The organism is Neolewinella persica DSM 23188, from assembly GCF_000373105.1.
Classification (GTDB): domain Bacteria; phylum Bacteroidota; class Bacteroidia; order Chitinophagales; family Saprospiraceae; genus Neolewinella; species Neolewinella persica.
In genome coordinates this window covers 43,536-68,653 of the sequence record NZ_KB890424.1, presented here as the reverse complement: position 1 = coordinate 68,653, position 25,118 = coordinate 43,536, and the positions used below count along the sequence as shown (strand labels likewise).

Here is a 25,118-nt window from a genome sequence, read left to right as displayed (position 1 = left end):
CGGCCCCTTTTATTCTAAAGCAGCCGACTTATATTTCTTATCAAAATCTGCTTCCCACTTCTTGTGCTTCTTCAAAGCATTGGACACGTACGGTGACCAGGAGATTAGTTTGACAATGCCTTGATTGATCCAGGAAATGGGCGCTGGAAACGGACGAATAACATCGATCATCATGATCACCCGAACCTCGTCGGTATCATTCCAAACTTCGTGGAAGCAGGTATTGTCAAAAACCGCCATTTCCCCTTCCTCCCATTTGATCCACTGATTGTCCACTTGCATTCTGCAATCGCCTAATTGCCCCGGAATAACCAGCCCCAAGTGGCTTCTTATCAACCCTTTATAAACACCACGGTGACGAGGAATATGTTTCCCTGGAGAAAGAATGGAAAAAAGAGCTGTCTGAAGATCCGGGATTTGTTTGAGCAGGGCTACTGTTTTGGGGCACTTCTCCATATTGAGACTGCATTCATAACCAAACCCAATCAGGAAGAAGGTTTTCCATCTGTCATCGGTAGTAATGTAGTTTTGCTCTTGTTGAATATCCTGCAGGTTAGGCAGCCCCTCATGAAATTGCAGTAAGGGCTCAAGCTCTGTGCGAACAGCTTCCCAGTTTTTCTCAAGCAGACGCGTCCAGGGGAAGACTTCATTGTTAAAAACCGGTGGATTGCCGACCGAAGAAAGCCGACCGATCAACTTTTCAAAGGCCAAAAGGATCGGGAATAAGAGTTTCATTTGAATAAACGCTGTCACTTTTTTCATAGTAGTCGTTTTAAAAATGAATGTATAATGGCGCGCCCTGACAATACTACAATTAGTACTCTCAGTTAAAGATAAAGGATCTGGAATTATGTCAGGGTATCCACCTTAACTGTATCCAAGTCGTAAAGGCTCGGGATACAGTTGATTGAGATCAGATCAGTAGCGTTTGAAGGCGCTCAGCGTCACGTGGTTTTTCAAGCCACTTCATGATGAGTATTTCATCAAATTCCTTCAATAAATTTCAAAAACACTTCTTTGTGGCGTTCAAGATCCATATTAGGAGAAAGTGCTACACGGGCAATGTAATCTTTGTCGCCTTCTTTGGTCGTCCCTTGCGTAGATGTTGCAGGTATCGTCCAGTAACATCCCTTTAGCTGCCCATAGCTCACACAGTACTTACTTTCATCGGGGATTTCAGTAATCATTAGATTGATTAATCTATGATTTAGGGCTCTTTTATAAGACTCTCTTTTTTCATCAGTATCCCCTTTAGTGGGAAGGTCTAATGAAAACACGGATGGCGTAAAGCCTTCTTCTGCCAGCTCTTCTGAGACAAAATTGATTTTCGCCGCAGGCAATACCTTGTTAATAAAGCTTACAAATTCACGTGTATTCTTGTAAGCATCAGCAATTCTTTGGTTCATTGAGGGCAATTGCCTGGCTAATATTTCAACTTGAAGATCCGTAGCCTCGTTGTCGCAAAGCCTTAGATGCAGTTCGATTTTCTCCATCAGGGTTTCAGCCTTTTCATTTCCTACACAGTAGCCGGCAGTGCATAGCCCGCCACTTGGGAATTTCGACCCGCTGGCGTACGAAATGGTCCTGACCGTAGAGAGTATTTCCCCTTCCCCCAGAAAGTGTACGTTGGGACAAAACGTTTGATCCAGAATAAAAACCGGATCGATGGCAATTGATCCGGTACTGGTCGTACGGACTTTACTTAAAGCCTCTTTTAGCTTTAGGAGGTCTGGAACTTCAACCCTGGGGTTGGTTGGGATTTCAGCGATGATGTAAGGAACGGCATCTTCACTAGCAACTTTAGCTAAAACGATGTCAATGCCTTGAACCATATCATTGCCACCATCAACTGGCAAGTCCAGCACTTCAACGTGGTCAATGCTGGCAGCTACTCGTCTTGCCTGGTCATTGGTTCCGCCATAACAGTTTGGTGGCACAATGATCTTGATGTCTTTTCCTTTATGGTTGTCCAGTGCATCGTGAATCAGCCCCATCATGATCGCATACTGAATGGAGAGCCCACTGGAACCAAGTAGCGGCTTCGTATTTACACCGGTTATGTCCTTAATTGATTTTAAGACCAGCGCTTTGTCTATCTCGACGTCACGCTGCTTGCCATCAAAAGAAGACTTCCCAATCAGCCCATTTAAGGCAGCAAGACAATTAGCCGGCGTCATGGCAATTGTCTCTCTTCTCCGGACATGCTGAATCGCTGAGATGTAACGTTCATGTTGCGCACCATTCACGACTAAAACACTTCCAAGGTGAGCATGGATATTGATCGAAAAATCAACATTTGAAGTTAGGTTGAACGCATGGATTTCATCCTGTTCTGAAATAAAAACGGTACTACCGTCAAACACGGGAACCTCCCCTACTTCCTCCACCTTCTTCAAATCAAACTTATAGCCATAAACACGCTTTAGAATTTCAGCGTCAAAAAAGTCTGGTAATTCATTTGTGTAAACGATTTGGGTGTTTTTACCATCAAATGCGTTTTTTCTCAGGATGGCTAAGACAGGAATCGTCCGTGATGAAAAGCTTATTACATTTTCTGATGCTACCTTATTCAGGCGCGCAATTAACCATTCCAGTATAGAAGACAATGGGTGACCTAACCGAATGTAGTCGTAAGCTGTGGGTAATTCACTTAGTGCCGATGGGTCAGAATTATTATCTTTGAATAAGGCCTCAAATTGCTCTAAGAATTGAGCTTTAGCCAATTTTTCATCATAAATATCCAGTCGATGAGTTGTCAGATACAACCAGTCAGTTGGCATATTTGTCAAGACATCTTTAATGTAATTCAGCATTCAATTCTCTTTAATGACGCTCACCTTCAAACAGGCGGGCAGCATAAATTAATTTAAAAGTGTAATAAGGCACACTGCTACATGATGTCTGAGACGATGGCCTCCAACATCTTGCACATGCACACACTCCCCATCCACTTAAAACCGGGCATACAGGGCGCGAGCGCGCAAAACTACACGCTTTCTTTTGAAAGGAGTGGCGACATTCGAATTGACGCAGGGTAATCGCAAGGTCGCTCGTCGGCCGAGGCACGACGAAGGAGCAGACTCGTCCGCCGAGAGGCCAGGTCGAGGGAGTCCGCACTTACATTACGCTCGGCGGACGAGTCTGCTCGTTCCTCCCACCTCGGCAAACGAACGTAGTGTTTGTGCTACTGACCTTGCGATTGCGCTGCAAATTGACGTGTGCAGAGGGATCTTTGTTATTTTACCAACCGCCGCTCCCAACTCTCCACGATCTCCTCGAACACCGTCTGCAGCGGCTTAGTGATTCCCCAATCAGGGTAATGCGCCTGCATCTTACTAAGGTCGGAGATGTAGCAGATGTGGTCGCCTTCCCGGTTTTTCTCCGAGTAGGTGTAGTTCATGGGTTTACCGGTGATGCCGGCAACGCGGTCGAAGGCTTCAAGGATGGAGGTGGAGTTATCTCGCCCACCACCGATGTTGTACACCTCGCCGCAGCGCGGCGCCTTGAAAAATTCCTCGATGAAGCGGGCCACGTCGTAGGAGTGGATATTGTCCCGGACCTGCTTGCCCTTATAACCAAACACCGTGTATTCCCCTCCGGTGACGTTGACGCGGATGAGGTAACTCAGAAAGCCGTGCAGTTCAACCCCGGAGTGGTTCGGCCCGGTCAGGCAACCGCCGCGCAGCGCGCAGGTTGGGAGGTCGAAGTAACGTCCGTATTCCTGCACCATCACGTCGGAGGCGACCTTGGAAGCCCCGAAGAGGGAGTGCTTCGACTGGTCAATGGTGAACGTTTCTTTGATCCCGTTATGGTAAGCTTCGTCGCCATACTCCCACCGGGTTTCATTCTCGATCAGGTGGAGGCGGTTGGGCGCATCACCGTAGACTTTATTGGTACTCATGTGGGCGAAGGGCGACGTTGGACAAAACTGGCGGGTAGCTTCCAGCAGGTTTAGCGTACCTACCGCGTTGACGTCGAAATCATCGAAGGGGCGAGAGGCCGCCAGGTCATGGCTGGGTTGCGCAGCGGTGTGTGCGATGTGGGTCGGCCGAAGCTCCTCGAAAAGCTTCAATACGCCAGCCCGGTCACGAATATCCAGTTCAATGTGCCTGAAGTTTTTGCACTGCGCCAATAATTGGCCCTGGTTCCAGCGGGTATCTCCCTTGGGACCGAAGAAGTCGGCCCGCATATTGTTGTCAATGCCATAGACTTCCCAGCCGAGTGCGTTGAAGTGACGGACGACTTCGGAGCCGATCAGGCCGGAGGAACCGGTTACTAGTAGTTTGTTCATTTGAGGGGAGTTAACCATTAAGGCACTAAGGCATTAAGTTTTACACTAAGGAAGAGAAGTAATAACCACTAAGACATTAAGAACACTAAGGGCTACACTAAGAAGAATCGTAAGGCAGTAATAACCACTAAGACATTAAGAACACTAAGGGCTACACTAAGGAAGAGAAGTAATAACCACTAAGACATTAAGAACACTAAGGGCTACACTAAGAAGAAATAACTACTCAAGGACACCAAGTCTACCGCTAAAAGGGCTAACATAAATAGGTGATTTCAGTTTTAAGCAGGTCAGTAAATGTTACCTCCAGCAGCTGCGCTGGCTCCAGGTGGTTCCATCCCGTTGCCTGTTCATAGGGCAGTAATCGTGTGGTGCCGGCAGACCAGGAAATGCGGAGTTGATCGTTCACTACGAGGTGGTCGTTTTTCAAGTTTAGGTAACAGCGATGGTCGAAATGGAGTCGGGCGATGCCTTCCTTGCCTTTCGGTAGCGCGTCGGAGATGGTCAGTTGTTGGTCGGTTAGCTGCCAGGTTCGGCGGACGGGAAAACCGTAGCCGTTGTGGCCCGCTGAAAGGAGGTACGGTTTTTCTTCGAAAATGGTTGTCTGGGCGCGCTTGCCGACCCGAAAACCACCCCAAACGTCGGAGGAGTTTTGCCCGCCAATGGTCACGGTATTGTGTGCTTCCGAGGAGCGTTCCCAGGCGCGACGGGCGTTTTTCTCGTAAGTACTGATGGCTGGATCCACGATGCAGGGTACTTCGTTGAGGTCGAGGACAAAGGTCAGGTTATCAGCGTGAGCGTGGCCGGGGATGTAAGCGGGGCCGATGGCTGCGGCGTCGATCCACACGTCGAGGTGGTCGGTGGCCCAGCGGCGGTAGCCGCTTTCCTTTAGCTTGGTGGCGATGGGAAGAAGGCCGAGTTTACGGGCCCGGTTCAGGGTAGCGGCCACGTCGGGGGCAATGCCGTCGGTGCTGTCGTTGAAGTGAGCGTAACGGCCGGCTGGGGTGGCAAAAGCTTGTAGCCAGCCTAGTTGGCGTTCCAGGCTGTTTTGTAACAGGGCTGCTTTTTTGGGCGAGGCCGCAGGTGCTGGGAAAGTTTGGAGGCCGTGCCAGAGGGTCAGCAGGCGGTCCAGCAGGACGAGGTGGTACATGCCGCTCAGCTCGAAATGTGCGCCATCGGGCAAGTACTGTTCTTCGAGTTCGGAGGCCAGCAGCTCCCACGCTTTGAGCTGACCATCCTGATCGTTCAGGAAAGCCGCCGTATAGGACAAGGCAATGGCGTTCTCCAGCAAATGGTTGCCACCGAGGTGGAATTCGATCTTTCGCCAAAGTGTTCGGTACTGCGCTTCGAGTGCGTCGGCTACGTCAACCGGCATGGATAGGCCCGTCTCCACAAAAAAACGGATCCAACTCACCAGCCGCAGGCTGGTGGGGTAAGGCTCCCAACCGTCTTTGTGGCTGGCTGCGCCAGCCAACCAGCTGCGGAGGAGCGCCAGCCCATCGTCAGGGTTCATCCCCTGCAGAAACTCGAAGTAGTTGAGGTTATACGTCCATAATTTTCCGTTGGCGGCGTAGTTCCAATCGATCGCCGTTGGAGAATCGAAGGTGACCTCCTGGTTCAAAAAACTGAAGGTAACCGGCAACGCTGCCCCGTCTTCCCCTGCTCCTTTTTGCTTCCCCTGTTCCTGCGGCCGCGCCACCTCCCCACGCTCCGCCAGCCTACCCGTTGCCCGGTAAAACAGCTGGTACCCGATCTGCCGCAAGCGGAGATGACCAAGGGTGTGCAGGAGGCGGAGGATGTTGATGGTTAAATGTTGGAAAGATGAAAGTGCTTATCTGGCACCATTAGATTTGCATGTATTAGCTCTGCTAAGTGGACCTTGTTCCCCGGCACTTGTGCCGATAAATAAGCCAGGGCCGGCACAAGTGCCGGGGAACAAAGCCCTAAGCGCAATTTATTGTACCTATGTTGTTATCAAAAATACCATCGCCTCTCTCCCGCGAGCAGGAAAGAGGCGATGGCAAAACTAATAACTTGTGGGTTAGCGCGCGATAACCAAGCGGCGCGAAACGACATTGTCTCCATCAATTACCTGGAGCACGTAGGTTCCGTTAGGCAGGTCCTGAAGCGGGAAGCGGAAAGCGCTACCGGCCCGGGTGGTGCGCACACCACGTTGCCGTCCGTTGCCATCGATGAGGCGAAGGACGACCTCACCGGCGAAATCATCGGAAAGATTGACCGTGACGGCCTGCTCAGCAGTAGGGTTCGGGAAGAGGCGAACGGCATCTTGCCCGACTACAACATTAGTTAGGCTAAATTCGGTTCCACCGTCGCCGGTGAACGGAGCACAATTGGACTGGAGCTCGAAAGCGCCGATGTCGCGGGTACCACCAAACACGGCCTCCCCACGCTGATCAGCGCTTACGTCGGCAGCGTCGCCTGCATCTACTGCGTCGCTGGGACAAGTCAGGGCGTGCGTCATGGTAGCACCTCCATTGTCTGCCAGAGCAGCCAGGTTAGCGTTACCTCCTTCGATGTCAGTAGCGACAGCAACGAAGTTGTCCTGGTCATCGTTACCGATGAAGTTGAAGCCAAGAGATACCGAACTATTGGCACCTGCACTGAAGTCTTCCCAGAAATCTCCGGTAGCGTCATTGTTGGAAATGATGGTACCTGAAATCTCCAGACCTGCGCTGGGTGTTACCTGGGAGAATCCACCGCCGGCGAAGGCGGAATTGAAAGCAATGGTGCTGTTTACCAGGGTAAAGGTTCCGTCGTTAGCGATACCACCGCCAAGACCGCCGGTGGTGTTGCCGGAAACGGTTGAAGTATTCAGGGTGAAGTCACCACCTTCTTTATTGAAGATACCACCACCAACGGTGAGCAGAGAATCAACTGCATTGCGGGCAATGGTAGAATTACTTACCGTGATCATACCTCCGTTGTTGAAGATACCACCACCGCCGTCTCCGGCAGCATTACCCGTAACGGCGTTGTTCATGATGGACACGCCAGTGACGGTCATCGTAGTTCCCGCCTGGTTCCACAGACCACCGCCTTCATTGCCGGCGGTGTTATTGGTGATTTCGCCTTTCGCAAATCTAACGGTACTGGTGTTGCCCGTTACGTGGAAGGCACCACCGTTGCCCGGTGCAAAACCAACGGTATTATTTCTGTAGTTAGTACTGGAAGAAGAGAAACTACCATCGATTTGCTCTACGGCACCACCTGCGCGGTTTGCGCTGTTGCCCGTGAAATCAGACTTAAGCACAGAGACAGCTCCTCCGGTAGAGAAAAGGCCACCACCCGAACCGGAAGCTCCGGTAGCATCATTGTCTGCTACGGTAACTTCCACGAGGCTCATTGTTCCGCCATTATTGAAAAGGCCACCGCCTCCGTTGTCACCAGCATCACCCAGGGCGATGTTGCCTTCAACGTTGGTTTTGATGACTCTCATCGTACCCGTATTGTTCCATAAGCCGCCACCTTCGCTGCCGGCGGAATTGTCCATAACATTGCTGTATAAGATGGTAACATCACCATCTCCACTCACGTGGACACCGCCGCCATTACCCGGAGCGGTACCAACTGTATTATCGGAGATGGTACTTTGCGTGATGAGTACAGTGGAGCCGGCTCCGGAAACATCTTCGACGCCTCCACCTGCACGATTGGCGCTGTTGTTACGGATAATGGCACCATCGATACGTAAGGTTGCCCCGGTATTATTGAGGATACCGCCGCCGCTGCCGGAAGTACCGGTAGCTGAGTTGTTGGAGATGACCACATCGTTCTGAATAAACATGGTACCGCCGCCGTTGCTGTAAAGGCCACCACCACCCTGGTCGGGGTCGTTGCCCGCAGCGGAGTTGCCATCGATAATGGTTTTCTGACCAACGGTCAGTGTGCCGCTACCGATCCAGATACCGCCGCCTTCGGCGCCGGCCTGGTTACCGCTAACGGTACCGCTACGGAAACTGATGTTACCGTCACCACCAACGTGGATGCCGCCGCCGTTGCCTGGTGCATTAAAAACGACGTTGTCGGAGATCGTACCGTTGGTAATTGTTAATTGGGTCGCTCCGCCGGAAGCATCTTCGATACCACCACCTGCGCGGTTGGCTTCGTTTCCGGAGATCGTGGCATTCAGGATCGTCAGCGTTCCATCTACATCCACCAGGATACCACCGCCACTGCCGGAGGTGCCGGTTGCTTTATTGTTAGAGATGACCGCGTTATCCTTCACGGTGATGGCACCACCACCTTCATTTTGGAAGAGGCCACCGCCACCCTGGTTAGCGGCTGCGCCGGTTGCGACGTTGCCATCGACCGTGGTACCAGAGACCACCAGGTTGCCGGTATTGTTCCAGATACCGCCGCCTTCAGCGCCAGCCTGGTTACCATTTACCGTGCCGCCGAAAATAGAAAGGCTACCGGTAGATCCGATGTGAATTCCTCCGCCGTTACCCGGGGAAGTGTTAACGATGTTGGAGTCGATGTTACTTCCCGCAATGGAAAATACGGAACCGGCACCGGAGGCATCTTCGATACCACCGCCTGCGCGGTTTGCTTCGTTGCGCAGGACCTGCACACCCACCAACTGGAGTGTTCCGCCTACTGCATTAAAGACTCCACCACCAGACCCGGCAGCACCATCGGCTACATTGTCAGCAATGGTCGTTCCTTCAAAGATGCGTAAAGTGCCGCCGTTGTTGAACACGCCGCCGCCGCCATCGTCGGCAGCAGGACCTGAAGCGGTATTATTGTTGATGGTCGCCTTGGTGATCGTCATGACACCGGAACCGTTCCAAAGCGCACCACCCTCGCGGGCTGCGGTGTTGTTGGAATACGTTCCACCAGCGATTCGCATATCAGAACCACCCGTGATGTGGATGGCTCCACCATTTCCTGGGGAAGTACCAGCATCGTTACCGGTCATGGTACACAGGTTAACACGGGAAAGTCCACTGCCGGAAGTATCTTCGATGGCGCCACCAGCACGGCTGGAGCGGTTGCCGATGAAGTTAACTTTGGTGATGGAAAAACCACCAGCCGTATTGAGCAGAGCACCACCACTTCCTGCACCTTCGATCGCGGTATTATCGCGGAAAGTAGAATTAGTGATTAGAAGTGCACCGCCGTTGTGAACGGCACCGCCGCCCATGCCTAATTCGGCACCAGAAGCGGAAGAGGAAGATATTTCGACACCATCAAGGTGCAGCGAACCTGCCTCATTTTTAACCGCACCGCCGCTTCCATCAGTGGCACAGTTCGTTATTTTCAGAATACCGATATAGACAAATCCTTCTGTACTTACATTAAAAGCACGCGTGGTTCCACCACCGTCTATGTTGGTTAAGCCAATGCCATTTCCCTGAATACGCAGGGGCTTGTCGATGACAATTTCAGACTGTAACTGGATTGTTTGACGAAGTGTCCTGGAATTGAAGCGAATGGTGTCGCCAGAAGCAGCCATAGCAACGGCTTCTCTTAGGGTTCCCGGGCCAGCGTCGGCAGTGGAGACGACAACGATGCGGGCGGAAAAAAGGAGTGTGAGCGTCAGTAAGCTAAAAACAGCGGTGAGCAAATAACGCTTTAGGTAAAGTTGGGACATGATTTTCTAGTGTATGATTAAAAAATTGGTTAATTAAAGTCACTGATCGTGACTCTTAGTCCAACCTACGTAACCATACAGCTGTTCGGATTTGCCCCGGATAAAAAATTTTATTCTGCCTCAATCATTTCTTTCCATTTTTTAAAGTACGCAGCATCAGTTCAACGCTTCATAAGCTTTCAGGTAACCGTAGAAGCTATCTTCCTCCTCCGCCAACATACGCTTTCGGGGGGTGTGGCGGGCATCCCATACTTCCAGAACCTGGTGGTCCAGCGCCATTTCATCTCCCTGGCGGTACAGCCTGGCATGGGTACACCTGCGGCATACGTCAGTAGCGATGACGGGGGTGCCTACCAGTAGGCTTTCTGCCACGCACAGGCCATAACTGTCTAACATCGAAGCACGAATGAACAGGTCCTGGCGGACCAGTACATCAAGGATATTATTTTGATCTTCCAGGACAACCACGTCAATAGTTTCCCGGGCGCGGGCAATGATGGCCTCCAGTTTTTCCCGGTAAGCAGGTTCGATGATTACGGTAGAGAGCAGCACGGTCATCAGGACCGGTGCGCCAGTAGTGGCATTAAACCGAACGGCGGCTTGTATGGCCTCTTCCACATTGTACCGCTGCATCCAAACTCCGATGGTCGCAATTTTGAATTTTTTGGGGTTGGGGGAGGAAATATCCAAAGCGGGAATTGCCGCCTTGGGTGGCGCAATGAAGGGGTTGATGGTTACCACCTTGTCTTGTAAGAATGGGTAACGGGCCCGGATTTTATCGCTCTCATCCGGGTTCATAAAGATCAGTTTGTCCAGTAAGCGAAAAAACACCTGGTTGGCCAGGTGGTAGGCCCTGTTTTCTCCCAGCCACCGATCATAACCATAGCCTGAATGAAGGGAGAGCATGATTCGTGCACCCGTCAGCGCCACCAGCGGCGCGTACAGGTAAAACAATACGGCCCGATTGGAAGCGTGGAAGTGAAAGAGCCTGGCACCGCTTAGGCGAAGGGACATGAGTCGGCCACCGACTTTAAAGACCATCCTGAGCTTACTCAGGATACCGGGCCGAACAAAAATTTCTGCGAAATTCACCTTTTCGACGGGCAGGCCCTCCTCCTTCATTCGCTCAAAAAGGTTGCTGCTATGTACCGCAATTCCCCCAATGACGGTCTCGCGAAAGATCGATATTAATACGATGGGTGCTTTCATTGCTCAGACGGTATAGGAACAGCGTTATCTGCCGGGAGGGAGTTGTCTTCTTTCCTGAATACCAGACGAAGGTCCCTGTCTACCGACCATTCGTTCAGAAACATCGGGATGATGAGCATCCCGGAGATAAAACTAACGGTAAATGGCGTGGAGGACTCAAAAAAGCCCCGGATCATTAACGCGAAAAGAAAGGACGTTGCCAGCGGGGAAGTACTCGTCAGGAAAAACCCAAACATCAGCACACAAAAACCGAACAAGGCCAACCAGCCTCCTTCCACCATTATTTTCAGGTAAGTATTATGGGGGCTGATTCTGGTGCCGTAGGCCTCTTTGAGCGCGGTGTTGGACATACCAAGGCCGTACCCCTGTGGCTGGCGCATGCTAAGTTCCACAGAGTAGTTAAACAATTCATCGCGATGACTAAGCCCCCGCTCTTTCTTATCGCTGAGCGTATTGGACTGGATGGTTTCCATCAGCTTAAACCGGTCATCCGTGATCAGGCTGTAATAGCCAAAGGCAATTACGGCAAGGCCAACGACCATTAGTTTTCGAAAGGTAGTTTTAAGCACATACTGCTGAGAGAAGTAAAGCAAGCCAAAGACCAATATTGCCCCAAGCATAGACCGGCTCGCGGCCAGGAAGATCAACAGGACAAAGAACGCGAACACCAGAATCTGGGGCAACAGCCGGCCGCGAAACAAGAGCATGCCAAAGTACATGGTCGAAAACACCACCGCGCTATAGTTATTGGGGTTGTCATAAATAGAAACGACCCGGTTGCCTACCCCCAAAGGCATAATGGTGACACAGAGACAGACGAAAATTATACCCAAGTGAACGTCCGTCAATCGAACACGCTCAAAGATCGGATAGAGAAAGAAATTGACAATCGCAAAGCCTGCGTAAGCGTACGATAGCGCATCACCGTACAGTATACTGGGGAAGATAGAGCCAACCAGAATAAGCGCTCCGCCAATGGTGTACCAGGCCCGGTTCTCCGCATAGTAGAGGTGCTTACCAAGCAGAAAGATTAATACCATGGTGCCCACCACGGGTAAATACCTCACCATGCCTACGCTGATGATGTGCGTCAGGGCCATGCCGAAAAAGAGTACTGTCAGGAGTAATCTCATGTCAATGCGCCGTTGCGTACGTAATTAACACACCAGGCTTTACCGACCGTGTCCAGCAGCAGCGACCGGCGCCAGGTTTGAAAGACGATCGAAGACGCCTTGCGAAGACTAAGTCCGTACCTAAAGATCAGTAGGCGGAAGAGGCTAACAAGGTAAAGTGGATAGGCGAAAGCCAGGGTCAGCGGGCCGGTATTTTGCCGAAGGTTGACCAGCCGCCTCAGGGTAAACACCTCGCTTTTTCGGTAATTATCGGTCAGGCTACTGCCTACTTTGTGAAAAACGACGGAAGGAATAATACAGAAAGCGGGGATGCCACGTTGCCGTAAACGGAGGCTAAACTCCATGTCCTCCTCTCCGAAGAAAAATCGCTCCGTCAGTAAACCGCATACTGCGGGTTGGTACAGCAGTGCGCAACCGGTAACGAAAGAAACGGGTAAAACCGTTGTTTGCCCGATGGCTGACACGGGCGCACCCTCAAAAAAGTATTTCTTGCGGCCAGGCCAGCGGAGCTGGCCACCACAATTCCAAAGCTTATCGGGGTGGTGATACAGCCGGATTTGGGGGATTAATACGGCGGTAGGGTACGTTTGCCGGGCCGAAGCCAGGGCAGTAAGAAAGCCAGGCGAAACGGTCGTGTCATTATTCAGCAACAGGACTTCCGTAAAGCCACGCGCCAGTGCCAGGTGGGTGAGCAGGTTATTTCCGGCGGCGAAGCCGAGGTTCGCCTGGTTAATTAGTAGTACGTTCCCCGCAGAGGATAGCAAAGCATCCTTCCACACCGGCGAAGCCGGGGCGACGCCCGGTTCGGTAAGCCCGAAGTCAGCATGCTCCTCCACCTCAAAAAAACCGGTAGTGGCGTTCCAGGCACGCAGGCCATCGGCATTGCCAGGCGCACTGCCATTGTCGAGTAAGAAAACGGGCGAAGCGCCCAAATCGGCAGCCCGGAGGCTCTCCAGGCATTCGATTGTATCGTCCAGACCATTGAAGTTCAGGAGGAGGATGGCGGGAGCAAACGACGCACTCAAACCTTGCTCCTTTCAACCTGACCGGGCACCTGCGGCCTCGCTAAAAAAGTCAGTAAAGCTGCTGCAACTTGCTCCGTGGCGTTCCCTTGCTGATCGCCGATTTGCCGATACAAGGCCCGTTGGCGCCGGGCCAGGTGGTACGTTGGATCTTTCATCAATACCCGCAACACCTCCATTAATTCTTCATGGTTATTCGTGCGTTCACCCCCACCATCAGCCATCAATTTGCGCAAATGCGGGTAGTCCATTAAGCGGCGGGCAGATCGGTCATAAGGCAATTTTTCCGGCCCATCATAGGCGGTAATGACCATGGACCGGCCCAAGGCAAGGGCCTCAACGGCTACCGTAGAGCCACTGTTAAGTACGACGGCCGCGCCACGCAACAGGGCGATCAACTCGTACATATCCGAGTCCCGAACGCTCCAGTTCATTTTGCTACCGGTCACCATCAATGGATAGCTCACCAGTAGGCCAGCGTCCTTTTCCAGCGCTTTAAGCTTATCAAGTGTCTTGGTATCCTCCATCAAACCGGAGAGCGCAGAGGGGTGCGGCCGGGCAACAATACGAACCCCGGCCAGGCGTCCTCCTGCTTTCGTTTCTGCACATAATTGCTGCAGAATCGCCGTTTCGCATGGGGCATACCGCGACGCTGACAAGGCAAAAAACAAATAGGGCTCCTTTTCTGCCTCAAGTTTCTCCAGCAATGGGCTGTCCACCCGTTGTTCGTCTTTCCTGAAATAGAGGTCGAAGTGTGGAACGCCACATTCCGTGATCCGTGCCTCCGGCACGGCATAAAACGTTTGCAACTCCTCCTTCATCGTCGGTCCCCAGGCCAGATAATCATCGGCCAGGGCCTGGAAATGCCCTTTAGCTGTAATGTTATCCCAGCTCAGCAGGTGCAGGACGGTCCTCACCTTCAGGTGCCGGGCAGCCAGCATCAACTCCGGTTCCGGAGCTGAGACCGGGTAAGTAGATACGAGGATATCAGGCGCAAGTTTTTCAATAAAATCAATGGCTTGCGGGCGGAGTAAAATCCGCTGTTCCATGCGGAGAAACAAACGCCGAAGCCAGGGTGCATAAACAACGACAGCATTCAGGATAAGCCCCAAACTGCCGGTCAGTTTTTTCCGCCAGCCCCCAGCCCGTTTCAGCTCTTCATGCTTATCCCACAAGCAAGGATTGTTCCGGATGTCTTCGACGACGTACTTCCGCAGGCTTTTTAATATCCGTTGTGCCGGTTGGTCAGGTGCCGGATATTCCAGCGGCCGTACGCCATCGCGTTCGCACAGGGAAACGATGTTAGGATCCGTGGCGTCTGGTACAACGACTGAAACGGATACGCCGCGTTCCGTCAGCTGGCGGAGCAGGCCAGTCTGGAAAATCATCCGCACGGCGAAGCCGTGGGTGGCGAGGTAGATTAGGTGGTGGTTACTGATGTTGGTAGATTCTCTTGGTTTTGCGATTTACACCTCCGAGGAGTTCGCGAACTCCGCTGCGCGGATTTGCTCAACGCCTCGGAGGAGAAATCGTTTAGAGGCATTTTCATCGGAGGCGTCGAGTAGCGGGCAAAGTCCCGCCTTACAAGCTCCTCCGATGTATAAATCGTGAAGCGGACTAACAAATTGATAGTTTCAGCTCCGGGCATCCGATTTTCTGGTTTAGCTTTTGGCGCGCCTTTCACCCAAGCAACAAGAACTCCGCCAACCGCCAGTCAAACGCGTCGTTGATGTCGACCGAACGCTCACGAGGCATTAAATATCCACGGCAGTCCGGGCCGATGATCTCGCCATTGCGAATGGTTTCTAGGGTGGTGACGTAAACAGCGCCGTTTCGGATGTAGACTTTTGGCAAATCGTGGGCGGCCATTCGTCCGGCTTCCGGCTCAAAATAAGGTTCCAGTCGTTCTTCCCGGAGAACTTTTAGTTTCAGCGGGTTGAGGTCGTGCGGAATTTCGGTGATGCTCACCGCCGTATCTGCACCGGATTCGGCGAGTAGGGCGACGGTAGCGTCGATGTCTGCGGCGAGGGTGAACGGGGACGTCGGCTGGATGATGGCGACGGCATCGTAGGCGGGTTTTCCCATCGCTTCCATGCAGGCGAGGGTATGGGTGACGTAATCGATGGCGGGGGAACGTTCAGTACTCAGGGCGGCGGGGCGCGGGATGCAGTGGAAGTTGGCGTAGCCGTGTCCGAGGGCCAGCACCTCCTCGCTGTCGGAGTTGACGACGATGTCGGTGAGCAAGGCCGCTTCGTTGGCGGCGGCCATGGCGTAGTCGGCCAGGGGCCGACCAGCCAGGAGTCGCCAGTTTTTGCCGGGGAGGCGTTGGGAGCCGGCCCGGGCGGGGATGATGGCTAGGATGCGCAAGGGAGTAAGTTACTGAGTTATTGAGGGAGTGGGTCACTGAGTTGGTGGGTCACTGAGTGGCTACCGCAAGTACCGTTCGCGGCGCTGCGCTTGCTCACCTTAGAGGAACGAGCGCAGCGAGCAACCGCCTGCGGCAGCTATTCGCTTATTGTCTCATTCCATTTAGAGTGGTTAGAATTTGTCTCTACGCACCCAAAGTCGCCTCTCCCTCGGTCCCTCTCCCCTGGAGAGGGATGACCCAAGCATTAGTGTTTTCAGGTAAAATGGGAGATGGTTCAGGGCCCGAAACTCAAGTGATCACTATTGTCAACCGAATTAACAGAAGGAGCAAGGCAGTAGCCGCAGCGTAGCTTAGTTCCCCTCTCCGGGGGAGAGGGGCTAGGGGAGAGGCGACTAAGGGCCGGCTGAAATTCAAATTCTAACCACCCTACATTCTCTCATTCCATTATTCACTCATTCCCCCATTCACTAAGCCAAGCCAGTACCTTATCAGCAATAAAACCCTCCGTCCGCGTAAACGATTCGTAGGTATTACCGCCAATGTGGGGGACGAGTAAGAGGTTTTCGTTGTCTCGTGCATAGGCCACGAGGGGATGATCTTTGTGGACGTTTCTTTCGTCGGCCAGCACGTCAAGTGCTGAGGCGGAGAGTTGTCCGGTTTGCAGCGCGGCGAGTAGGGCTTCTTCGTCGATCAGGCCTCCCCGGGAGGTATTGACCAGTACGGCGCCGGGTTTACAGGCGGCCAGTTCCTGGGAGCCAATCATCCCGTGGGTACCGGGGTGGTAATTGACGTGGAGGGAGACCAGATCGCTTTGGGCCAGGACTGCCTCCAGGCTGTCCAACCGTTCTACACCGGGGGGGACCACTGCTGCTGGTCTGGGGTCAAAAGTCAGCACCTTCATGCCCATTGCCACCAGGTAACCGGCCACGATGTTGCCCAGCCGGCCACAACCGATGATGCCAGCGGTGCGCTCATACAGCTCATGTCCCCTGAAATCATCGCGGTGCCAGCAGCCCGCTTCCACGTCGGCCGCCGCTGCGGGGATGTGCCGCATGACGCTGATGGCCAGCCCCACGGTCATCTCCGCCGTAGCCCGGACACTGCGCAGGAATTCCCGCTCGCCCCGCAGGCAGGCGATTTTTACGCCCAACCGGTCGCATAAGGCTTCGTCGATGTGGTCGATGCCGGTGACGGGGGTTGCCAGGATACGGCAACGGGAGTTTTCGTTCAGTACCCTTTCGTCGATTGGCCAGCCGAGGCGGAACCAGAATACGTCGTAGTCGCGTAGGGCCTGGGGGATCTCTTCCCGGGTAATGGCTCTTGTGTCTACTTCTGCGTGTTGGCGGAGGTGGGCGATTACTTTTGGGGAGAAATCTTTTGGCTCGGCTATTAGGATTCTTGGCATGGAGTAACCACTAAGGCATTAAGGACACTAAGAACTACACTAAGAAAGAAGGAAAGAAGAGTGTAACCACTAAGGCATTAAGGACACTAAGAACTACACTAAGAAAGAAGGAAAGAAGAGTGTAACCACTAAGGCATTAAGGACACTAAGAACTACACTAAGAAAGAAGGAAAGAAGAGTGTAACCACTAAGGCATTAAGAGCACTAGGAACTACACTAAGGAAAGGTGGCGTGTAACACGCTAAAGCGTTAAGAGCGCTCAGCGTCATAATGTGCTATGGAAGTGCTGTAAATAAGTGAGTAACCCGATGCAGGGCAGAACGAGCAATATTAGTTGTCTTGAAATTGATTAGAATACCCTTCGGTTTTTCTGCCAATTTCAGATAAGAAAGTAGTTGGGCTTCGTGAACGGGTAATACCTTTTCAACTGCTTTCAGCTCAACAATTAATATATCTTCAACGAGGAGATCAAGGCGAAGAGGCGTACTAAGTGCCATTCCTTTGTAGGATATTGGTACCTGAACCTGGCGCTTTACCTTAATACCACGAATTGACAATTCCTCTACCAAGCATTCTTCATAAACTGATTCAAGTATCCCCGGCCCCAGGTGTTTATGCACTTCAATGGCTGCAGAAATAACATTATACCCTAATTGGGTCAGAGTTTTCTTAGTATGATACATAGCTGCTGTTTTGTAAAGCTCACAAAATACAACTTATGTTTTAAATATAAAAAATAAAAACAATTTCATTCTCTTCTTCGTGTGATTGGTGCCTTAGTGGTTATTACCTTACGATTCTTCTTAGTGTACCCCTTAGTGCCCTCAGTGCCTTAGTGGTTACTCCCCTCCCTAATACCGAATAACCTTAGCAAAGCTCAACACCATCCCCGCCAGCTCATCAGCAATCTTTGCACCCGCGTCCCCGCCCCCATAAACATCAGCCGGGGCATACTTACCATGCGCCAGCTGTGCCTGAATCGATTCTGTGATACCCGCAATAGAATACCCCGTATCCACCACATTCGGGCCACGTTGCCGTCCGTTTTGCCGGGTACCAATATTGACCACCGGAACCCCCAGGTAGCTGCATTCGCGGATGCCCACACTGCTGTTGCCAATCAGGCAATCAGCGTTGAATAACACCCGCAGAAAATCACGCCCTTCCATATTCTTAAAAAAGTGGATGTGGTCGATGTTGTGCCGTTCCCGGAAAGAGCGGATACCCTTGCTGGTCCCGTCGCTGCCCGCGTCTACATTGGGCCAGAACCACAGGGTCGGTAACCCCAGGGCATGGATAGCCGCAAGGGTGAGATCAATGTGCGCGCGCGCTTCGGCGTATTCCGTTGTGACGGGGTGCTGCATCACCACCAAGTAACCTTTGCTCAGGTCCAGCTCCGCTCCTACCCCGCCGTATCGCTCGAATACGTCGAAGTCAAATGCCGGCTGCAACCGCACCTCTTCCGCCAGGTCGATGCTCGGGCAGCCCGTATTGACCACCGTATGCTCCCACTCCCCCATCCGAATGACGCGTTGGCGGGCATCCTCACTGGCCACCAGGTGGCGATCAGATAATTTAGTGATGGCGTGGCGGACTTTTTCATCGATGTTGCCCGTCACTTCCCCTCCCTGGATGTGGACCAGGGGGATGTTCATGTAACTGGCGGCAATCGCCGTCGCCATCGTCTCGAACCGGTCGGCAACCGTAACAACCACGTCGGGCTGCAGGTTGGCAAAAACGTTGCTGAGTTCCATGATCCCCAGGCCCGTGGTCTTGGCCTGGGCCGTCAAATTCTCCCCCTCCAGTACGTTGAATACCCGGGCTGCAATGGTAAATCCGTCGGCCTCCATGTACCGGACGGCCGTCCCGTACCGCTCCAGTAAGGCCGAGGCCGCTACCACCAGCTGAAGCTCCAGGTCCGGATGCGCCTCGATCGCCCGCAACGCCGTTTTTATGCGGCTGTAACTGGGGCGGGCGGTGATTACTACGGCTACTTTTCTCATGTGTGTCAGATTATGCGCCTCTCCCTCGGTCCCTTTCGCTGCGCGGCTTCTACGCAGACGTATTCTCGTCTGCTCCGAGGTCCCCCGGAGAGGGATGACCCAAGCATTAATGTATTCAGGTAAAATGGATGATCTCCCTATTCCAAAGATGAAGTTAATCGTAAGCCTCAATCGAACCTTGCCACACGAGCGCAAGCGAGCAGAGACGTCTCCCCTCTCCGGGGGAGAGGGGCCGGGAGAGAGGCGACTTCCCGGCGGTGGACGCTCAAAGGTCCCTGCGGGACGCTTCGAGGTCCTCCGCCGTCAAAAAATCATACCGCGCCAGACCACGCTTCAGCTTCCGCCCCAGCACAGATTTAAAATCGCGCGCCGAAACACCATGACCGGCCGGCTTTTTGGCCTCCAGGTCATCAAAGGTAAGGACGTGGCCGGCGGGCAGGTCTTTACTGACCGCCAGTGATTTTTCGAAGATGGCTTTTAGTCCGGCGTAGATCGTATTGTCGGTTTTGTCGACGGGATGCGCCAGCATCGTCGTAATGTCTTTTACGCCTTCGACCAGCTGCCGGACTTCATCGATGGTCAGCGAGCTGGCCGCATCCGGACCAAACATCCGCCGATCAAAGACGGCGTGAAACTCCAGCACGTCCGCGCCAAGCGCGGCAGCGGCAAGCCCCGTAGCCACTTTGGCCGTATGCTCGCTGAGTCCCACCTTCACTCCGGGGTAGCGCTCGCGCAATACCGCCATGACGTTGAGCCCCACGCGCTCCGGCGGCGTCGGGTAAGCAGTGGTACACTGCAGCACCGTCAGGTCATTTCCGAAACCCTGCACAAAGGCCACCGCAGCGTCCAACTCCGCCAGGCTACTCATACCGGAACTCAAAATAACCGGCTTGCCAGTGCGGGCGATTTTCTCCAGCAACAGGAAGTTGGTCACTTCTCCACTCCCAATTTTATACCTGGCCATCCCGATCCGCTCCATCCGGTCAATGGCAGCCTGACTGAAGCAGCTCGACATGAACTCCACCCCCGCTGCATCGCAGTGGGCTTTTATCTCCCGCCACTGTGCTTCCGTAAACCCCATCCGCTCCCAGTAATCGTACCGGGTAGCATCTTCATAACTGAAGTTGACCCGAAAAGGCTCGTGGGCACTCGACTCCGCCTCCGCAATGTGGGTCTGGAATTTGACCACGTCCACGCCGGCTTCCGCCAGCGCATCGATGTAGGAATGCAGGATACCAAGGCTACCGTCGTGGGCCTGGGCGATTTCGGCGATTAATTGCATGGTTGGGTGATGGCTATAGAAAAATAAGATGAGTCCAATACAGAAAAACGGCATCCGCCCTGCCGGGAAGTCATGTATGGTGCAACCCTTCAACAGCTAGTCTGGTCAATTATGAGTGCTAAGAATTACTATCAGACTGAGGCACCTAAGCAGGAGGAGAAGATGATTCCGCCATCGCCTGCTGATAAAAGTGAACCATACTAACGAGGAGCAGCGCGGCGATCGTTCCGTAAACCAACCCCAGGGCCCCCTGATAAGGCGGGTTCGGATAAATCTTCCGCAACGGCCGAAACGGTATTTCTACCTGTTGAAAGTATGGCGTCATGTTACTAAGGCTGAATTTGGCCGTTTCCAGGTTACGCACCATCTCGCCGTACGCGACCGTCAGAATCTGTATTTTCCGGTTAAGCTGTACGGTACGCAACTGGTCTCGTTGGCTCGCCAGGCTAAGTCGGGTATCATTAAAATTGGCCAAAGTATATTCCGTCCGGGTAAGCTCTTTGAGGATAGAATCCGCTTTCGCTTCCAGGTTGTTTACGGTGAGCTTCGACTGCCCGGTACGCTCCCGGGTGTAGGTTTCCTCTAAAGCTTCATACAAGCCCTCCGTCAGCACCAGGGTCAGGTCTTCACTGGGCGTTTGCAGGATAAAGGAAAGCATGTCCGTGACTTCGTCGATGCTTTTCCGGAGGGGAACGGTCTTATCCGTCACCAGAAACCCGTAAAGCATTTTCAGTAAGGATCGCTCCTTGATGGGGAGCGCCTCGATGGTGTTGGCGGTCAGCCGGGTAAAACCGTACATCTCCTCCAACTTGAGTTTCTCTTCCAGGTTAAACGCCACAATGAGGTGGTTGGCCAGCAAATCATCCTGACCATCCACGCGCGCGGAATCCAGCAATAACTCGTAGACCAGCTGCCGGGAGGTAGCGTAGTTCATCACCCGGTAGAAATTAGTTACGCCCCCGCCGCCGCCACCGAGGCCTATTTGCCCCAACACCGTACTGAGGCCACCACCTCCGCCTTCGGACTTATTGACGACAAAAGTCGTTTTGGCCTCATAAATGATGTCCTGTTGGGAGGCCGACCAGGCCATCCATCCTGCGCCGATCAAGGCGCCCAACACCAGCCAGGGCCACCGCCTCAATCCATTAAGGAGGTAAGACCGCACCACCAGGATCATGTCCCGGATACTGACTTCTTTAACCGAACTGGTTTGCATGTGGAGAGTTAAAAACTAAAAAGAAGGTAATTACGCAGCGACAAGGTAAGGGACGGCTACATCATCCCGCCCTTATCAAGGGCGCGAAGCTCAATATGGTTCTTGGAGTTATTCGTGCTCACGATCCGCATGGGGTTACCGACGACCGTACAATTGTCGGGAATAGAGCTGTTGACCACGCAGTTGCTGCCAATAAAAACGTTGTCCCCTACGGTGATTTCCCCAAACAGCACCGACCCCGCGCCGATGTAAACGTTGTCGCCAATATGGGGCACTTGCCGGTCAGAGAAGTTTCGGCCGATGGTTACGTTTTGGCAGATCCAGCAATTCTTACCGATTACCGTGTTGTTGTGGATCACAATGCCCAGGCCCCAGTAGCCAACAATTAACCCCTCCCCCACCCGCGCAGACCCCGGCAACCAGGCGGAGAAGAACAACCGGTTGACCACATTGACCAGGTAGGAGGTGCGGCGAAAACCGCGGCGGTAGAAGAATTGGCTACAGCGAAATAATTGGATGGCGGGGCTGTTCATATTGGGGTAGAATGCAGGCCTTTGGCGTCTTTGTTATTTAATATGACCAGACCGCAAAGGTTTGGGATACAGCTGACTTGAGGTCTGTAGCGTTGGCTGGCGCTCAGCGCCACGTAGTTTCCCAGACCAATGCGTGATGCGTATAATCCGGCACCTCTGCTATGCCTTCGGCGTCCTCACGTCGGTACAGGACGTAAGGCCATATGCGCCAAAACGACGCCTCCAACCGGATAGAATTTGTGGTCAATCGACACATTGGTGCTTCATCTACGTGAAAAATTCACGATTGGTTTAGCCACGACAATGTATGGACTTATCCCTAAAAATGAGCGGCCAGCGGGGGAATCCAGGCGATCGAGGCGGCGTAATGTTGGGGAGGCGACGATGTTTTTAGGGCGGGGGCGCAGGTGCGGGGGGAGGGTTGGGAGGAGCAGGGGGCTAAACAGAACTCCATTTAGCTTCCGACGGGTTCCCTCTTTCGCTCGGCAACCGTGCTCTCTATCACCGCCAACATACTATTAGCCAGCTTCCCCCGGTCATAATCCCGGGCCAGGTCGATACAGTTTTCCTGGCAGGTAGCATACAAGGCTTCATCGGAAGCCAGGCGATTCAACTGACGAAGAAAATCAGCTTCATCCTCCGGAATGAAACAAAGACCCGCGCTATATCGCTCGATAATTTCCTGGCTTTCCCCTTCTACGCCAAGCAGAATGGGCTTACCCATGGCGGCGTTTTCAAAAATCTTGGAGGGGATCACGGTTTTAAAAGCATCTGTCCTTCGTAGGTTTACTAAAGCAACATCCACAACGGAGAGGTACCGGGCAATGTCGTTCTTAGCCACCGAAGGGAGAATAGTAACGTTGGTCAGGTTATAGGTCTTCACCTGGTCCAATAGCTGTTTTCGTTTGGCGCCGTCCCCAATCAAGAGGAAATGGACATTGTCAGCAACGTGAGGCGCGCACCTAAGGATAAAAACCAACTTATGAGCCAGCCCAAAAGTTCCGGCATACCCCAATACGAACTTCCCCTCCAGGTTTAGCTCCTTTAAAAGTGCAGCATCCTTACTTCTGGGGCTGAACTTTGAAGTATAAACACCATTTGTAACCACTTCTACCTTGTCCTCCGGGATGCCCCTTCGAGCCAGGTCAGCCTTAAAACTGTGGGTTACCACGACAACTTTTGCGGCGGACCGATAAAGAAAGAGCTCAAGCGCCTCAAGGCGAGTCAATAATTTTTCCTTTCCAGAAACAGCCCCCACCGCTTTGATACTGATCGGCCAGAGGTCCCGAACCTCCATGATCCAGGGCCTCCTTTTAAACGTGCTCGCCAGGTAACCGCCAACAGCCGTAAAAAACTGTGGCGAGGTAGCGACGATTAAATCTGTTTTGACGAAAAGGCTGGCAAAGAAGGCCATAAGGCCGAAACTTACGTAGTCCACCACTCGCTTGTAAAAGCCATCATTGGGCGCGATGTAGGACCAAACCCTGATTACCTTGATTCCATCGATGACCTCCCGCTGCCAAAGCTTGTTCCGGTATCCTTTGTACACCTTACCCTGGGGAAAGTTAGGGGTACAGGTGATTACCGTGACGTCTACGCCAGCGTTTACCCACTCCTTGCAATGTTCGTACGTGCGGGTTGCTGGAGCGTTAACCTCGGGGGGAAAGTTGTCGGTTAGGAAAAGTAGACGCATGGATGGGTAATGGAAAAATCTCCGATTTGTTTGAGGCAACTACGCATTGTGCTCAACTGCTGGATTTCAACAATGGTAAAATATCGAAGGATACTTAGGCTAATCGAAATATTGTAGTCTTGTGCTTTGCAGTGTCTGTTACTTAAGAAACCGTAATCACAGATGTTTCTCAGTATTAAATCTGGGGTGGAAGACACATTAGAGCGTGCATAAACTTTATAAGAGTGAGCGGTAGATGGCCACGACTTTATTTACATCAAATTTATCCTCGGCCAGCAAGCGGCTTTGGCGGCCCATTTCTTGTAACTCTTCCTCGGAAGAATCAATCATTACCTCTATAGCTTTAACCAATGCATCGGTGTTACGGGGTTCGATCATGACCCCGTTCTTACCATCAATAATTGTTTCCCGACAACCAACACTATCCGTAGTAATGATCGGAAGGCCTTTAGCCAAGCCTTCCAGCAAAACTCTCGGCACTCCTTCACGGTAATAGGAGGGCAAAACCAGCACGTCGACCTTGTCAAGTTCTTCGCTCATTTTATCAGTATGTCCTAAATAATCTATATCTCCGGCCATTGTGTATTCTTCTAGTTCGCTGATTCTTATGCTTGAAGGGTTATTACTTGGCAAACCCAAAACATAAAAATTCGCTGCTACCCCCTTACGGTTCAACCTCCTGGCAGCTTTGAGGTACTCAAAAATTCCTTTTTCGCGTACTAGTCTCGCGCTCAACAAAAAGGCAAGTGGTCGACCAATTTTATTATTCTTCGCCCTGAAGGTCTCCAGATTTACACCGGAGCCATTAGAAAGTAGGCATTGCTCTTTTTTAACGATACTCTTTTCAAGGAAGAGGTTACGGTCATCTGGGTTTTGAAAAATGACCTTAGATGTATATTTAAAAGCACTTTTATATAGCTTCCGCATGATTAATTGCGTAAGGTTGAACCGGATAAAAGTGTTACCCAACCCGTTGATAGTAGGAACCGCCATCACCTTAGTATACTGAGTCGCAAAGCTCCCGTAAATATTCGGTTTAGCGGTAAAAGTAAAAGCGATATCAATTCTCTTCTCTAGGTACATTTTATGCAATTCCCATAGCAAACGCATATCCCGATAGGGATTCTTTCCCTTAGCAGCCAGGTGTTTTAAAGGATAGAACCCGTCACTCATCTCCCTTAATTGGTCAACATACTTGTCTGGTGGAGCTACCGTAAATACGGTATGTCCATCTCTTCTTAGAGCGTTAATGAGTTCAGTCCGGAAGTTGATCAGGCTCCAGGCAGTATTTGAGATTACAGCTATGGTAGCCAACTAGATTATTGTTCTTTTTTAGAAGGGTATGATGG

General features: G+C 52.2%; 18 protein-coding genes. All 18 read right to left on the bottom strand.

Features of this window, described 5'->3' with window-relative positions; genetic code table 11:
* Positions 1-9: 9 nt before the first annotated feature.
* A complete protein-coding gene (locus tag B036_RS0108725; protein ID WP_020568320.1) occupies positions 10-762 on the bottom strand; it encodes an aspartyl/asparaginyl beta-hydroxylase domain-containing protein in 753 nt (250 codons plus the stop codon).
* A 221-nt stretch (positions 763-983) separates the two neighbouring features.
* A complete protein-coding gene (locus B036_RS0108720; protein ID WP_020568319.1) occupies positions 984-2,813 on the bottom strand; it encodes a PLP-dependent aminotransferase family protein in 1,830 nt (609 codons plus the stop codon).
* A gap of 422 nt (positions 2,814-3,235) precedes the next feature.
* Positions 3,236-4,291 (bottom strand): NAD-dependent epimerase/dehydratase family protein, encoded by a 1,056-nt coding sequence (locus tag B036_RS0108710; protein ID WP_020568317.1) that lies wholly within the window; start codon positions 4,289-4,291, stop codon positions 3,236-3,238.
* Positions 4,292-4,547: 256 nt separating this feature from the next.
* A complete protein-coding gene (locus tag B036_RS28595; RefSeq protein WP_020568316.1) occupies positions 4,548-6,053 on the bottom strand; it encodes a heparinase II/III family protein in 1,506 nt (501 codons plus the stop codon).
* A gap of 279 nt (positions 6,054-6,332) precedes the next feature.
* Positions 6,333-9,905, bottom strand: coding sequence for a T9SS type A sorting domain-containing protein (locus tag B036_RS28590; protein WP_020568315.1), 3,573 nt, complete (start codon positions 9,903-9,905; stop codon positions 6,333-6,335).
* 156 nt (positions 9,906-10,061) lie between these two features.
* Positions 10,062-11,114, bottom strand: coding sequence for a glycosyltransferase family 4 protein (locus B036_RS0108695; protein ID WP_020568314.1), 1,053 nt, complete (start codon positions 11,112-11,114; stop codon positions 10,062-10,064).
* Positions 11,111-12,247 carry an O-antigen ligase family protein gene (locus B036_RS0108690; RefSeq protein ID WP_020568313.1) on the bottom strand — a complete coding sequence of 379 codons (1,137 nt, stop codon included), beginning with the start codon at positions 12,245-12,247 and terminating at the stop codon, positions 11,111-11,113. Before B036_RS0108690 ends, B036_RS0108695 begins: the two co-directional genes overlap by 4 nt.
* Positions 12,244-13,272, bottom strand: coding sequence for a glycosyltransferase family 2 protein (locus B036_RS0108685; protein ID WP_020568312.1), 1,029 nt, complete (start codon positions 13,270-13,272; stop codon positions 12,244-12,246). The genes B036_RS0108690 and B036_RS0108685 overlap by 4 nt, the downstream gene beginning before the upstream one ends.
* The gene (locus B036_RS0108680) at positions 13,269-14,663 is read right to left on the bottom strand and encodes a hypothetical protein (RefSeq protein WP_211217381.1); all 1,395 of its coding nucleotides are present in this window, start codon (positions 14,661-14,663) and stop codon (positions 13,269-13,271) included. The genes B036_RS0108685 and B036_RS0108680 overlap by 4 nt, the downstream gene beginning before the upstream one ends.
* Before the next feature lie 286 nt (positions 14,664-14,949).
* Positions 14,950-15,636, bottom strand: coding sequence for an acylneuraminate cytidylyltransferase family protein (locus B036_RS0108675; RefSeq protein WP_020568310.1), 687 nt, complete (start codon positions 15,634-15,636; stop codon positions 14,950-14,952).
* 449 nt (positions 15,637-16,085) lie between these two features.
* Positions 16,086-17,042, bottom strand: a complete 957-nt coding sequence (locus B036_RS31815; RefSeq protein ID WP_020568309.1) for an NAD(P)-dependent oxidoreductase — start codon at positions 17,040-17,042, stop codon at positions 16,086-16,088.
* A gap of 275 nt (positions 17,043-17,317) precedes the next feature.
* A complete protein-coding gene (locus tag B036_RS0108665) occupies positions 17,318-17,725 on the bottom strand; it encodes a GxxExxY protein (protein WP_020568308.1) in 408 nt (135 codons plus the stop codon).
* A gap of 168 nt (positions 17,726-17,893) precedes the next feature.
* Positions 17,894-19,045, bottom strand: coding sequence for a UDP-N-acetylglucosamine 2-epimerase (gene neuC, locus B036_RS0108660; RefSeq protein ID WP_020568307.1), 1,152 nt, complete (start codon positions 19,043-19,045; stop codon positions 17,894-17,896).
* A 265-nt stretch (positions 19,046-19,310) separates the two neighbouring features.
* Positions 19,311-20,327 (bottom strand): N-acetylneuraminate synthase family protein, encoded by a 1,017-nt coding sequence (locus B036_RS0108655; protein WP_020568306.1) that lies wholly within the window; start codon positions 20,325-20,327, stop codon positions 19,311-19,313.
* Positions 20,328-20,472: 145 nt separating this feature from the next.
* Positions 20,473-21,543, bottom strand: coding sequence for a hypothetical protein (locus B036_RS0108650; protein ID WP_020568305.1), 1,071 nt, complete (start codon positions 21,541-21,543; stop codon positions 20,473-20,475).
* A gap of 56 nt (positions 21,544-21,599) precedes the next feature.
* Positions 21,600-22,076, bottom strand: coding sequence for a serine O-acetyltransferase (locus tag B036_RS0108645; RefSeq protein WP_020568304.1), 477 nt, complete (start codon positions 22,074-22,076; stop codon positions 21,600-21,602).
* Between the two features lie 454 nt (positions 22,077-22,530).
* A complete protein-coding gene (locus B036_RS28580) occupies positions 22,531-23,769 on the bottom strand; it encodes a glycosyltransferase family 4 protein (RefSeq protein ID WP_020568303.1) in 1,239 nt (412 codons plus the stop codon).
* A gap of 216 nt (positions 23,770-23,985) precedes the next feature.
* Positions 23,986-25,083 (bottom strand): glycosyltransferase family 4 protein, encoded by a 1,098-nt coding sequence (locus tag B036_RS28575; protein WP_020568302.1) that lies wholly within the window; start codon positions 25,081-25,083, stop codon positions 23,986-23,988.
* Between the last annotated feature and the right edge of the window lie 35 nt (positions 25,084-25,118).

Coding starts and splice junctions, on each gene's coding strand:
- B036_RS0108725 (WP_020568320.1), bottom strand. CDS start 762: ATGAAAAAAGTGACAGCGTTTATTCAAATGAAACTCTTATTCCCGATC.
- B036_RS0108720 (WP_020568319.1), bottom strand. CDS start 2,813: ATGCTGAATTACATTAAAGATGTCTTGACAAATATGCCAACTGACTGG.
- B036_RS0108710 (WP_020568317.1), bottom strand. CDS start 4,291: ATGAACAAACTACTAGTAACCGGTTCCTCCGGCCTGATCGGCTCCGAA.
- B036_RS28590 (WP_020568315.1), bottom strand. CDS start 9,905: ATGTCCCAACTTTACCTAAAGCGTTATTTGCTCACCGCTGTTTTTAGC.
- B036_RS0108695 (WP_020568314.1), bottom strand. CDS start 11,114: ATGAAAGCACCCATCGTATTAATATCGATCTTTCGCGAGACCGTCATT.
- B036_RS0108690 (WP_020568313.1), bottom strand. CDS start 12,247: ATGAGATTACTCCTGACAGTACTCTTTTTCGGCATGGCCCTGACGCAC.
- B036_RS31815 (WP_020568309.1), bottom strand. CDS start 17,042: ATGCCAAGAATCCTAATAGCCGAGCCAAAAGATTTCTCCCCAAAAGTA.
- B036_RS0108665 (WP_020568308.1), bottom strand. CDS start 17,725: ATGTATCATACTAAGAAAACTCTGACCCAATTAGGGTATAATGTTATT.
- neuC (WP_020568307.1), bottom strand. CDS start 19,045: ATGAGAAAAGTAGCCGTAGTAATCACCGCCCGCCCCAGTTACAGCCGC.
- B036_RS0108655 (WP_020568306.1), bottom strand. CDS start 20,327: ATGCAATTAATCGCCGAAATCGCCCAGGCCCACGACGGTAGCCTTGGT.
- B036_RS0108650 (WP_020568305.1), bottom strand. CDS start 21,543: ATGCAAACCAGTTCGGTTAAAGAAGTCAGTATCCGGGACATGATCCTG.
- B036_RS0108645 (WP_020568304.1), bottom strand. CDS start 22,076: ATGAACAGCCCCGCCATCCAATTATTTCGCTGTAGCCAATTCTTCTAC.
- B036_RS28580 (WP_020568303.1), bottom strand. CDS start 23,769: ATGCGTCTACTTTTCCTAACCGACAACTTTCCCCCCGAGGTTAACGCT.